We start from the raw sequence: 13199 nt of genomic DNA, 5'->3' as shown, positions 1-13199 counted from the left end.
CGAATCGTATCCCCAAGGATACACTCACGCCATCAATTACACATTCAAAAATATTTTTTCTGTTTCAATGCCTCCAGCACACCCCCCACCGTCCAAAACTCCCGGTCTACCTTCGCCAGCGCCGGGCGCTTGAGTATCAACACGGGCACCCCGCGTTCACGGGCGATTTGCAGTTTAGGCTCGGTGGCGCTGCTGCCGCTGTTCTTACTGATCAGTACGTCGATGTGGCGCTGCTCAAACAGCAACCGTTCGTCTTCAATCCTGAACGGACCGCGTGCGCCGATGACTTTACAGCGCTCATTGCCGGGATACGGGTCCAGCGCGCGCAAGGTCCAGAACTGATCGGCTGGAATCTCATGCAGGTGCGCCAGCGGTTCTTTGCCCAAGGTAAACAGCGGTCGTTTGAACGGTTTGAGGGCGGCGGCCAGTTCGGCCCAGTCGGCAACTTCACGCCAGTCATCAGCGGCCTGTGCCTGCCAGGCCGGACGGCGCAAGGCCCAGCACGCAATGGCGCAGCAGCGGGCCGCCTCGGCCGCGTTGTGGCTGATTTGCGCGGCATACGGGTGGGTCGCATCCAGCAGCAGGTCGATGCGTTGCTCGCGAATGTACTGTGCCAATCCTTGTGCGCCGCCATACCCGCCGACCCGCACTTGGCAGTGCAAGTCAGTCGGTACGCGGCCCATACCCGCCAGGCTGTAAACGTGCTGCGGTCCCAGCGTGCGGGCAATGGCCAGTGCTTCGGTGACCCCGCCGAGTAATAAAATGCGCGTCATGTAAAGGCCCCGGCGTGGCCAACGATGCCCCCTTGACGGTCGATGGCGAAGACTTCGACTTGCACCTGCGCAGGCACCACGCTGCGGGCAAAGTTGAGTGCGTGCTGGCACACAGCGTCTCCGAGCGCGATGCCCGCGGCGCTGGCCATGGCCAAGGCTTGCTGGCTGGTATTGGCCGCACGGATGGCAGCTTGCAACTCAGCGTCGGCGCCAATGGCGGCGGCCCATTGCGCCAACTGCGCCAAGTCGATACTGGAATGGCGGCTGTGCAAATCCATGTGGCCGGCGGCCAGTTTGCTGATTTTGCCGAAGCCGCCGCACAGGCTCAACTTATCCACAGGGACTTTGCGCAGGTGCTTGAGCACCGCCCCCACAAAGTCGCCCATTTCGATCAGGGCGATTTCCGGCAAGTGGTACACGCGGCGCATGGTGTCTTCGCTGGCATTGCCGGTGCAGGCGGCAATGTGCAAATAGCCATTGGTTTTGGCCACGTCGATCCCTTGATGGATTGAGGCGATGTAGGCCGCGCAGGAGAACGGGCGCACGATGCCGCTGGTGCCCAAAATCGACAGCCCGCCCAGAATCCCCAGCCGGGGATTCATGGTCTTGAGCGCCAGCGACTCGCCATCGCGCACGTTGACCGTGACTTCAAACCCGCCGCCATAACCGTGCTCTGCGGCCAATTGCAGCAAGTGATCGGTGATCATCCTGCGCGGCACCGGGTTGATCGCAGGCTCGCCTACAGCCAGCACCAGGCCGGGGCGCGTCACGGTGCCAACGCCCTGGCCGGCGACAAACGAGATGCCAGCCTGCGGTAGCAGGCGCACACGCGAATACAGCAGCGCGCCGTGGGTCACGTCAGGGTCGTCGCCTGCATCCTTGAGGGTCCCGGCTTCGGCACCCTGCGCGTGAAGGCGGCAGAACTCCAGGCGCATGGTCACGACTTTGCCCTTGGGCAGGGTGATTTCAACCGCGTCATGGCTTATGCCACTGAGCAGCAGGCGGGCGGCGGCCAGGCTGGTCGCCGTCGCGCAGCTACCAGTGGTCAGACCGCTGCGCAGCGGTGCGGGTTGTTCGGCGGTTTCGTCACGCATCAAGGGCTTTGGTCACGTCTAAAAGGGTAATCGGCAGTGCTTGGCGCCAGGTGTCGAAGTCGCCCAAGGGCTGGGCTTGGGCGATATGAATGCGCGTCAGCTCACCGCCATGTTGTTCGCGCCAGCTCATCAGCAACAGTTCACTTTGCAGGGTTACGGCATTGGCCACTAGCCGGCCGCCGGGTTTGAGCTGTTGCCAACAGGTGTCAAGCACGCCTTCGCGGGTCACGCCGCCGCCGATAAAAATGGCGTCCGGTCGCTCCAGCCCCTCGAGCGCCTGCGGGGCTTTGCCGCGAATCAATTGCAGGCCGGGCACGCCCAGCGCGTCACGGTTGTGTTCGATCAACTCTTGGCGGCCGCTGTCAGCCTCAATAGCCACGGTGCGACAGCTGGGGTAGCAGCGCATCCATTCGATGCCGATGGAACCGCTGCCCGCGCCCACGTCCCACAGCAGTTGGCCGGGTAAAGGGGCGAGGCGGGCGAGGGTGATCGCGCGCACATCGCGTTTGGTCAGTTGGCCGTCATGCTTGAAGGCGCTGTCGGGCAGGCCGCCGATACGCGACAGCGGTTGTGCGCTGGCATCGGCCACACAGTCGATTGCCAGCACATTCAGATCGGCGAGGGGCGGGTTTTCCCAGTCGGCGGCGCACGCCTGGACGCGTCGTTCGGTCGGGCCGCCCAGATGTTCAAGCACGCACAGGCGGCTAGGCCCAAAGCCTTGCTCGCGCAACAGTGCCGCGATGGCGGCAGGGCTGCTGGCGTCATTGCTCAATACCAGCAGGCGTACACCACTGTGCAAGTGGGCGTTGAGGGCAGCGAGGGGACGCGCCACCACCGATAACGTGATCACGTCCTGTAAGGCCCAGCCCAAGCGTGCGGCGGCCAATGAAAACGAAGAAGGTGACGGCAATATCTGCATTTCGTCGCTGGCAATGGTGCGCGCCAGGCTGGCGCCCACGCCGAACAGCATCGGATCGCCACTGGCCAGCACACAGACCGGCTCGCCACGAAGCGCCATGACGGGCGCCAGTGAAAAAGGGCTTGGCCAGCGTTGGCGTTCGGCACGCATACACACAGGCAGCAGATCCAGCTGACGCTGGCTGCCCATCACTGTGCTCGCGCTCAACAGCGCTCGCCGGGCGTTTTTGCCCAGACCGCTGAAGCCGTCTTCACCGATTCCCACAACTGTTAGCCAGGGCGCCATGCCAATCCTCATGTTCAAGATCAATCTGTCTGCTCGCCGTGCCGCTCAAAGGCCGGGCGATAGAGAAGGGCCGCATGATACGCGGCTTGGCGCGGGGATGCCTTTGCGTGTGGTCGCTCAGCGTACAGACGGTATTTTTGGCGGGAGGGTGTATCGATAAGCCCGCGCTTACAAAATCCCCGCAAACCCACTAACTATGTAACGCATGCCTGATCACGCAGATGGGTAACGTCTGAGTTCTTTTTCAGGAATACCCCATGAACCTTACAGGACATTCTTTTTATGCTCCGCAGTCCCTGCAAGACACTTTTCGCAGCGGGCTGGCGGCTGCTGAGTCATCAGGTGTCATTACTGCACTTGAAAGCGCGTGGTTAAAACAGGTACTTGAGGATGACACCGGGCTTTGGGCCAATAGCCTGTTTGTGTCCCGGCATCAGTCCCGACCTGCTCTGTTGGCCGGTGCTTACATGCTTCGACACAATGCCTCCCTGCATGAACCCGTGTACTTACTGACGGTACTGGGCGGGCTGGAGCGATACACCGATGTCGATGCTTTGCGTCATGGGCTTGAGCAGGCGCTGGATGATCCCATCAAGCGTGTTGAGTGGCTGCATGTTGTCCCGGCCGATGTTCGGCCGGCGTTGAAGCAACCCGGTCAGCTCCAGTTAGTGGCCAAACCCTTGTCATTGTCGATCAAGGCTCACGCCAGCCAGAGCATCGCGGATTTAGTGCAACAAAGTCAGGAGGACACGCTAGCGTCTCTGGTCGCGGTGCCGTCCTTGCGTTCTTTGCTGGATGCCCAGTTGAAGGTGCAGCTGGAACGAGAGTTTGCGGGGCAATCGTTAGACGCTCATAGCATTCGGGTTCACAGCACCCGGCGGGGGAATCATTCTCCTGTACCCGATGAAACAGTGACCAGCCTGAGCAGTGTCGCCCTGGATTTTTTCGTCAAGGGCCAACTTGCCACGGATGAATACCACAGGTTTTCAGGGCCGTTTATTGCGCATGTCCAGGATGACGATGACACCTTGCTGACCCGCTTTACTTCCGTATTGCGGGCAGCAACCGCGCAACTGCCCACGCAGATGAATGAGGCGCTGGCAGACTTTTGGCGCGAAGCGCAGGCCCCTCAACCCACCGCGCACGCTTATTGTGTGGCGCGTTTAAGCGACATTTTTTTTCAGCACGTCGTACAGGCGCATCACGACGGGGAAATCAGTGCAGAACAGTTCCTGGATTTGAAGCAACTGGTATCCGGTGCGCATGGGCCACGCAAGGTTCAGGCGATCCGGTTACGGGTTTTTCAAGAGGGCGGGGGCGAGGTGTTGCTGTGTTCACTGTTGGGTATTTTTGTTCCGGGCCAAAGCTCGGCGGTGTTTTTGTTCAGCGCCTCCCGAGGCCTGGAAAAACTGCCCTCTCGCGGCAGGCTCAAGGCCCAGGTGCTAAAACCACTCAGGGACCCTTTGGCATACGAGTCCATTGCACATTACGCCCCGCTGGATCAGCAGGCATTGTTGGCAGGAATGTCTGCGCCGCGTCTGAATGTCGAAAATATCGAAGGTGATGTGTTCGACCAATGCATGCTGGATATCCGCCTCAAACAGGCTCGCGACTTTGGCTACTTGTTGCACCAATATCAGGCTCAAACTCAAGTGCTGGCGGCGCTGGACCATGCGCTTGATATTCGAAGCCTGATCGATCCCGTTTTTTTGCGGCTCAATAGTCAAGGTCGCTGGGACAGTCGTTTTGTGCCCAACACCAATGGGTTGAGGCTGGCGAGCAATGACAATGGCGGCCTGGCAGACTTGCTCAGCCTCAAACTGCCAAAGGTACAAGCGCAGCGCGATGCGTTGCTTCGTTACTGGCCAACGCCTCGTTCAGTCGCCCGGCAGCAGTTGTTGGAGCCATTGATGCGTGCAGGGCACCCTGGGTTGGATATCGCCTATACCGTGGTCCAGATTTACGACAGGGACCCGCTATCCCCCGGTGCGGTGGTGCATCGCGCCAGTTCGCTGGTTGATGCGCTTTTGGAGCATTTTACGAGCCGCCACACTTTTCCCCTTGATCCTGCGCGCATTCAGGTGGGGGTGACATCGAAAGTCAGTGACGAAGTAAAGCCGCTCAAAACATTGGGCGGGACCAAGTTGCTGACGGTGCTGGACCAGGCGGTAAAGAATTTTGCCCAGCATTATCAGCAGCAGCTAACGGCATTCTTTTTTGCCCCGCACAACCCGCTGGCTGATGACTCGCTGGCGAATCGGCTGGCGATGTTAAGGATGGTGATGCTCCGTGCTGAAGTACGCCTCAACTACCTGGACAACAGTCTGGGCTTGACTGACCAGGCGATTGTCAAAACCGTTCTGGGGTATCCGGTGAGTGCTGCCCGACCTGCTCTCAAGCATTTCGTGCCCGACGTTTATCGCTTGTCGTTGGCACTGGGAGGCACGCTGAACGCCGTGGGCGTGGCCAATTGTTTGCTGGTCACCGAGCGAGGGGGGTTGGAGTCGATCAATGCGGGCCGCGCGATTATCTGGACACCGCTCCTGGGCTTTGAAGGGTTTGAGTCTCTGGACATTTGTCGCGCCCGGCTTGAGGCGCGCTGGCTGGACAAGACCTTACGCTGGGGATTGCTGAACCATGTGAGCTGCGCCGAACAACCGTTGGTCGAGGCTTATTTGGACCGGCTGCACGATGGGCAATCTGCGCAGAGTGAGTCGTGGCTCTATTTTGACCGGATCGAATCTGACTTTGTTCGCGATAGTCAAAACCAGGCCATTGGCAAAATGCTTAAAGACGCCGATTACCTATGCCAGAGCGCCCGCGACACAAAGATGAGCGCGCAAGCGCTTGAGAATATGGCGCTGAGTCAACTGGTTGAGGGGCATGCTGGCGTCACATTTGGTTATGCGCAAGCCTTGGCAGATGCACAAGTGCTCAAGGCTTCGCTGCCTGACTGGCTGAAAAATGCCTCGGCAGATGAGCAACTGCAATACGCCAACCTGCTTCAACGTTATCAATATGTTGTGCAGGAAAAAGGCTATTACCTGCGAGACATTCCTGACATCAACGACTATTCAAGAACACACCTCAAAGAGCGCCTGCTGGCAGACTTTCCCGGCCTTGTGCTTGACCCCGATGCTATTGAGGTGGTGGTTGATACTTACGTTGCGGCGCCGGTTCTTGTTGGCAGTACACCGTCTTTTTTACCCGCGGCCACCTCTCGCGAAGTTCAGACCCTCACACAGTTCGCACTGAGCGGTTTTTATCGGCTTGTGGGCGGGGCGATTTTTTTACGTTCAAGCAATGGCGCCGCCTTGCCGTTGGCGCTGGATGCCGACTACCTCAAGCGTATGGTCAGAAAACTGGACATCGGGGGGGCGTACCAACAGGTGCTCAAAACCCGGTTGGCGCCAGGGCATGAAGGGGTCGCTTTGCGCCAGCATCAGTTTGCCGAGCAGCTTGTTTTGCAAACATTGGAACAAGGGCTGCGAGAAAAGCTCAATGGCATGCTCAGCGAGACCGCTTATGGTTATCTGGAGCATGTGCTGAACCACCCGGACGGAACAGCGCGCGCTGCGCTCAAGGATGTCGCGATCATCATTAAACCCCTGGAGCTGATAGCGGATGCCGGACGAGCGCCGGACCCGGCAACCGGTATTTACATGATTGGTCCGTTGGGCGCTCAAACCGGGCCGTGCCTGCTGTGGGTGATGTACAGCCAGCATTTTTCGTTGACCGAATATGCCAGCGAAACGGCTGTGTTGGCTGACATACACAGCAGCACTGCGCTGCAAACCCTGCTGTTGCAGCGTCTGCCCGCCAGTGAGCACAAAACTTACGCCAACGGTGGTTTTGTCGAGCCTCACTTACCGCGTTACATCGCTTCAACGGCGTTGGGGGACCTGTCCACGCCGGCGCCTGTCACGCTGGCCAGTCGCCCCATCGCGGGGAATCTATTTCTACATCTCTACAACGACAACTACCACTTACTGTTGGCGATGGCGGCCTTGCAGTCCAAAACCACTGCCGAGAAAGACTGGGAGTCGTTTAAATATCTGCTTACGTTGGTGGTCAGCACCGCAATCATGTTCGTGCCTGGCAAGTTGAGTATTCCATTCGTTGTGTGGCAAGGCGTTGGCTTGGCGCGTGAAGGGGTAGCGTCCTTGAAAAAAGGTGAGTGGGTCTTGTCGGTTGAACAGTTTGCCATCGCCTTGGTGATGTTGGCCTCAAGCCGCCGCACGCTACACCCTGGCCTTGAAAACGGCACTGTGACCTTTAAACCGACGCAGCCGGGGCTGCCCTCTGCGACAGATATCACGCTCGAAAAACAGCAAGTGGCGCTCAGGCCCTTCCAGGCCAATGACATTGCACTGATCGACCTGAATAAAGACCTCGATAGTCAGATCTACAGTGATCCGCGATCGGGCCTTAAATATGTGCAGTGGCGAGGGCAGGTGTTTCGGATTTATCAGTGGCGTCAGCGGTGGCGCATCTATATGGGTGAGCACCGTGAAGGGCCATTGATCAGACTCAACGCTCGACAGGCCTGGGAGGTGGATACAGACGAGTTTCTATTCGGGGGCGCCGTACTTTCGCGACTGGGCGGCTATACCACCCTGGCGGCCAATGCGCTGAGTTATGAAATCAGAGCCATTGGCATGCAAAGTATTGAGCGACGCTACCCTGACAAGGCGCTTGCCATCCGCGAGGCTCATTCACTGGCGACTGATTATTTGCAACGCAGCAGGGATGCGCTGCAAACCTTGCATGAGCCAGGCCCGCAGGCGGTACAAAATCGTGAATTGATCGCCCGTTTCTTTGATGTAGGCAGCGTCGATCAAGCCCTGGAAGATCAGCTCAGTCGCGCTTTCGACGACATGCTTGCGCGTTTTATGCACCCTGATATGTCGCCACACACCTCCAATAAATACGTGGCGTGCCGCTCTCGATTCGATTCGCACGCCTCAGCTTTTATCAACCGCTGGGATGGCACCAAGCGTGTGTACTTGACCGAGGAGTTTTTCAAACCGGTGTTTGAGCAGCCGTATCCGCTGACCCACCCGTACCTCAAACAGACGGCTACGTCCTTTGCGGTCAACCGCCAGATGCAGGCAGCCTTTCTACTGCACGAAATAACACACCAGGTACTGGGCACTGAAGACATTCATTATTTGAATCCGGGTTTTCCTTACCTGGATTTGTTCGACACTGACCAGCCTCTTGGGCATGAGCTGAAAGAGCTGACTGAAAGCGTCCAGCAATGTCACAGCCCTCAACTGCCCCCCGAGCATATTTTTCAAAAGCTTGATCCTGACACGCTGGGGTGGTCGGACATGCCGCCAGGGCCTGCCAAAGCCAAGGTCAAAAGTATTGCGGGAGTGAACACACTGGAAGAAGCGCGGCAGGTTTTCAAAAATGATCCTGCCAAACGCGTCGAATTAATGTTGGCCAATGCCGATACAGTCGTATTGCTGTTAATGCGTTTGGGGCGTAATTACCCCGTATCCGCGTAATGTCGGGGTAGCCCCTGTCATTCCGTCCGGCAAGCTTTTCATGCAGTTGCCCAAAGCAGGCATAATACGCGCCCTCAAAGAGCGTACTGCCTGCCTTGGTTAACCCGTGAACACACCCTCTTCAAATACCCCGTCCCAAATACCAGTTCGCCCCTCGGGGTGTCCAGGGTTGCTGCGCATTGTTTCGGCAATGGACGGCGGTATTTGCCGGGTCAAACTGGCCGGTGGCTCAATCACCGCGCACCAGGCGCAGGCAGTGGCTGATGCGGCCAGGCAATATGCCAGCGGCGTGATCGAAGCCACTAACCGTGCCAATCTGCAAATTCGCGGGGTAGGTACCCAGCACTCCGCCCTGATTGCGCCTTTGCTGGCAGCGGGGCTTGGCCCCAACACGGCGGCCAGTGATGAGGTGCGTAACCTGATGCTCAGCCCCACTGCGGGCATTGACCCGGCGATGGCGCTGGACACTTGGCCATTGGCCCAAGAGGTACTCGCCAGTCTGGAAGCAACTCCCCGGTTGTCCGAATTGTCGGCCAAGTTCGCCGTTCAGCTCGATGGGGGTGAAGCACTGGCGATGCTGGAACATCCGCATGATCTGTGGTTATCCGCGTTCGAGCACGATGGGCAGGTGCTGCTGGGTTTCGGCCTGGCAGGTTGTCCGGCACACGACGCGGCATTGGCAGCGGTCCCGGTTGCCCAGGGGCATGAGCTGGTCATGGCCGTGCTGAACCTGTTTCTCGATATGGCGCGCCCTGAGCACACGCGCATGCGCCACCTGCTCAAGGAGGTCCCTGTTGCCCAGTTCGTCCAGCAATTGGCAGAACGTCTCAGTGCTGCGCCCGTTCAACTGGCCGCATGGCGCCGTCATACCCTTGAGACGCCTCTGCACATTGGCACTTATCCACAACGAGAAACGGGCCGTGTGTATGTGGGGGCCGCGCCGCCGTTGGGACGACTGGATGCGGAAATGCTCAGCGGGCTGGCGCAAATTGCCAGCGATTACGGCGATGGGACTTTGCGTTTTACGCCGTGGCAGAGCGTGCTGCTACCCAATTTACGCGCCGAGCTGGCGCCCGAGGTAACCCGGCAACTCGTGGCTTTGGGCTTGCTGTGTGAGATCACCGATCCGTTGTCGCACCTGGTCGCCTGCACCGGGTCCAGCGCCTGTGCCAAAGGCTTGGCAGACACAAAACAGGATGCGCGCCAGCTCGCGACCCTGTTGTCGCAACCCCTCAACATCCACCTCAGTGGCTGCCCGCGTTCTTGCGCGGCTGCTCACATTGCGCCGGTCACATTGCTGGCCGTAGCGCCCGGTCATTACGACCTCTATTTACGTGCCCCAGAACATGCCGGTTTCGGCGTTCTGCGCGAGCGCAACCTCACTATTGAAGCGGCAGGCGCCTGGCTTGAGGCCCGCCAACGGAGCAACACCGATGATTGATTACATCCGCGACGGTCAAGAGATCTATCGCAACTCGTTCGCCATTATTCGTGCCGAGGCTAACCTGGACAGCATCCCGGCCGACCTTGAAAAACTCGCTGTGCGCGTGATTCACGCCTGCGGCATGGTCGACGCTATCGAAGACCTGCGTTTCTCGCCGGGTGCAGGCAAGGCCGGACGCGATGCGCTGGCCGCTGGCGCGCCGATTTTGTGCGATGCGCGCATGGTGCTTGAAGGGGTCACGCGCACCCGTTTGCCCGCCAACAACCAGGTGATCTGCACCCTTAAAGAAGACGGCGTGGCCGAGATGGCGCTAGAGCAGGGCAACACCCGCTCCGCCGTGGCCCTTGAGTTGTGGCGCCCCTACCTGGAAGGCAGCGTGGTGGTGATCGGTAACGCACCGACCGCACTGTTTTACCTGTTGGAAATGATCGACGCCGGTGCGCCAAAGCCTGCACTGATCCTTGGCTTTCCGGTCGGTTTTGTCGGTGCTGCCGAATCCAAGGCCATGCTTGCGGCAGATAGCCGTGGCGTGCCGTTTGTGATCATGCAAGGCCGCCGTGGTGGCAGCGCAATGGCCGCCGCCGCGGTTAACGCACTGGCGACGGAGATCGAGTAATGACCCAACCTGGACGTTTGATCGGCTTGGGCGTAGGCCCCGGCGATCCTGAACTGATTACGGTCAAAGCCTTGCGCCTGCTGCGCGAGTCGCCGGTGGTGGCGTATTTCGTGGCCAAAGGTAAAAAAGGCAATGCGTTCGGCATCATCGAGGCTCACCTGCAAGGCGCGCAAAGTTTGATGCCGCTGGTGTACCCGGTCACCACCGAAGTGCTGCCCGCACCGCTGTCGTATGAGCAAGTGATCAGCGATTTTTATGATCAGGCTGCAGAAGACGTCGCGCAGCATTTGCAGGCTGGCCGTGATGTGGCGGTGATCTGCGAAGGTGATCCGTTCTTCTATGGTTCTTACATGTACTTGCACGACCGACTGGCACACCGCTTCGAGGCTCAAGTCGTACCGGGTGTCTGTTCGATGCTGGGCGGCGCGTCGGTGCTGGGTGTGCCGCTGGTGTACCGCAACCAGAGCCTGTCGGTGTTGTCGGGTGTTTTGCCGCACGATGAACTTAAGCGTCGTTTAGCCGATGCTGATGCTGCCGTCATCATGAAGCTGGGGCGCAACTTTCATAAGGTGCGTGAAGTCCTGAGCGAATTGGGTTTGGCCGACCGTGCCCTGTACGTTGAGCGCGCGACCATGAGCAATCAGAAAATCGTGCCGTTTAATGAAGTCGACCCGATGTCCTCGCCTTACTTCTCGCTGATCATCGTGCCCGGCGAACGGTGGCAAGGATGAGCCGTACCGCACCGGCCATTGTCATTCTGGGCAATGGCAGCCTGGCGACAGCACGGCGTATTCAGCAGCTGTACCCGGATGCACTGATTTACGGCCTGGCCGAACGGGTTGACGGTGCTGATCGTGTCTACAGTGACTTTGGCGCAAACCTGCGGCAGCTGTATCAGCTGGACACACCGATTATTGCGCTGTGTGCGGCCGGTATCGTGATCCGCACGCTGGCACCGCTGCTGCTGGAAAAAGGCGCCGAACCACCCGTGTTGGCGGTGGCCGAAGACGCCAGCGCCGTGGTGCCATTGTTGGGCGGGTTGAGCGGAGTGAATGATCTGGCGCGCAAGATCGCTGCCGGTTTGGGCATTGCACCTGCCATCACCACCAGCGGCGAACTGCGTTTTGGGACCTGCTTGCTGAACCCGCCCAGTGGCTACGCCTTGGGCGATCTGGAGCTGGGCAAACGTTTTGTTTCAGATCTGTTGGCCGGTGAGTCGGTGCGCATTGAAGGTGACGCCCCATGGCTGGCTGGCGCTCAACTGGCGGTCAGTGCGCAGGCGCGTTTGGCGATCCATGTGGGCAGCGATGAGCGCGCCCCCGTGGCGGACGAGCTGCGGATCTACCCACGCAACGTAGTGGCCAGGCTGAACGCAGTGGTTAGCGCTCAGGCAATACGTGAAGCCTTGCGGGAGGCGAAACTGGCCTGGCAATCCTTGGCTTGCATCGTGGCCGACGACACGTTGATGGCAGACATTCAACTGCATGAGCTGGCTGCTGAATGGGAGGTGCCGTTGCGCTTTGTCCAAGCCGGTGATGACGTGTGTGCTCAGCCGTTAACCTGGCGAAATCCGCTGAGTGGCGTGGTTTTGGGGGTAGCGTCTGCGCCGTTGGACCCTCAGCGATTAGGCCGCGCACGCGGTCGTCTGTCCGTGATCGGGCTGGGGCCTGGCGCTGCGGAGCTGATGGTGCCTGCGGTCAAGGCCGCGCTGGCACAGGCCAATGACGTGTTGGGCTATGAAACGTATGTGCGCATGGCCGGGCCGTTTCGTCCTGAGCAAGTGCTGCATTGCACGGACAATCGCGAAGAAATGCAGCGCGCCCGGCATGCCTTCGAGTTGGCCGCACAAGGTCGCTCAGTGGTGGTGGTGTCCTCTGGCGACCCCGGCGTATTTGCGATGGCGGCCGCAGTGCTTGAGGCGTTGCACGCGTCCAGCGACCCGCAATGGCACAGCGTTGAGCTTGAAATATTGCCCGGTGTTTCGGCCTCGCTGGCGACCGCCGCACAGGCCGGCGCGCCTTTGGGTCACGACTTCTGCGTGATGTCGCTCTCTGACAACCTCAAGCCCTGGAGCATCATCGAGAAGCGTCTGGATCTGGCGGGCGAAGCTGACCTGGCATTGGCGTTCTACAACCCTATTTCACGCTCGCGGCCCTGGCAGCTGGGTGTTGCGCTGCAAATCGTTGCTCGTCATCGCACGCCGCAAACCCCTGTCGTGTTGGGGCGTGATATCGGGCGGCCGGGTCAGACGTTACGGGTGACCACCCTGGGTGACTTGACGCCGGACCAAGTGGATATGCGCACGATGGTCATTATCGGTTCGTCGACCACCTGCACCTTCCCTCGTGCTGACGGGCGCGAGTGGGTTTATACGCCACGCTGGTATGGCGATAAGCCTTGACCTCATGAAACTATGGCCCGTAACAGGGCCATAACTTTAAGTGTTATCAATCCTTCATTCATTTTGATGCGTTAGCGACGTCAGAATGTTCGCCGGTGCGCGTGCACTAAGTCTTCGATAGTTACTGATTAAGGTAATAGGGTGTGTTGAAGTG

At 59.2% G+C, this 13199-nt stretch carries 8 protein-coding genes; 5 read left to right on the top strand and 3 right to left on the bottom strand.

Going from position 1 to position 13199, the window contains the following annotated elements; genetic code table 11:
- Nucleotides 1-44: 44 nt before the first annotated feature.
- Genes ACP7A4_RS16110 through cbiE form a run of 3 tightly spaced genes read right to left on the bottom strand, consistent with a single transcriptional unit; the run spans nucleotide 45 to nucleotide 3071 of the window.
- Nucleotides 45-773 (bottom strand): cobalt-precorrin-6A reductase, encoded by a 729-nt coding sequence (locus ACP7A4_RS16110; RefSeq protein WP_426247775.1) that lies wholly within the window; start codon nucleotides 771-773, stop codon nucleotides 45-47.
- Nucleotides 770-1867: a cobalt-precorrin-5B (C(1))-methyltransferase gene (locus ACP7A4_RS16105; protein ID WP_426247774.1), complete on the bottom strand. Its 1098-nt coding sequence runs from the start codon at nucleotides 1865-1867 to the stop codon at nucleotides 770-772. Before ACP7A4_RS16105 ends, ACP7A4_RS16110 begins: the two co-directional genes overlap by 4 nt.
- The gene (gene cbiE / locus ACP7A4_RS16100) at nucleotides 1860-3071 is read right to left on the bottom strand and encodes a precorrin-6y C5,15-methyltransferase (decarboxylating) subunit CbiE (protein WP_203303017.1); all 1212 of its coding nucleotides are present in this window, start codon (nucleotides 3069-3071) and stop codon (nucleotides 1860-1862) included. Before cbiE ends, ACP7A4_RS16105 begins: the two co-directional genes overlap by 8 nt.
- Nucleotides 3072-3328: 257 nt before the next feature.
- Here cbiE and ACP7A4_RS16095 point away from each other — a divergent pair, with 257 nt between their 5' ends.
- The 5 genes from ACP7A4_RS16095 to cobJ all read left to right on the top strand — a co-directional run bounded on the left by ACP7A4_RS16095 (nucleotide 3329) and on the right by cobJ (nucleotide 13045).
- A complete protein-coding gene (locus ACP7A4_RS16095; protein ID WP_426247773.1) occupies nucleotides 3329-8584 on the top strand; it encodes a dermonecrotic toxin domain-containing protein in 5256 nt (1751 codons plus the stop codon).
- 106 nt (nucleotides 8585-8690) lie between these two features.
- A complete protein-coding gene (gene cobG, locus ACP7A4_RS16090; protein ID WP_426247772.1) occupies nucleotides 8691-10025 on the top strand; it encodes a precorrin-3B synthase in 1335 nt (444 codons plus the stop codon).
- On the top strand, nucleotides 10018-10644 hold the full coding sequence (locus tag ACP7A4_RS16085; RefSeq protein WP_203303015.1) for a precorrin-8X methylmutase: 627 nt from the start codon (nucleotides 10018-10020) through the stop codon (nucleotides 10642-10644). Before cobG ends, ACP7A4_RS16085 begins: the two co-directional genes overlap by 8 nt.
- Nucleotides 10644-11375: a precorrin-2 C(20)-methyltransferase gene (locus ACP7A4_RS16080; RefSeq protein ID WP_426247771.1), complete on the top strand. Its 732-nt coding sequence runs from the start codon at nucleotides 10644-10646 to the stop codon at nucleotides 11373-11375. The genes ACP7A4_RS16085 and ACP7A4_RS16080 overlap by 1 nt, the downstream gene beginning before the upstream one ends.
- Nucleotides 11372-13045: a precorrin-3B C(17)-methyltransferase gene (cobJ, locus tag ACP7A4_RS16075; RefSeq protein ID WP_426247770.1), complete on the top strand. Its 1674-nt coding sequence runs from the start codon at nucleotides 11372-11374 to the stop codon at nucleotides 13043-13045. Before ACP7A4_RS16080 ends, cobJ begins: the two co-directional genes overlap by 4 nt.
- The last annotated feature ends 154 nt before the right edge of the window (nucleotides 13046-13199 follow it).

The sequence above is a fragment of the Pseudomonas sp. TWR3-1-1 genome, assembly GCF_049896545.1.
Lineage (GTDB): Bacteria > Pseudomonadota > Gammaproteobacteria > Pseudomonadales > Pseudomonadaceae > Aquipseudomonas > Aquipseudomonas weihenstephanensis.
This window is presented reverse-complemented; position numbering and strand designations above follow the sequence as displayed.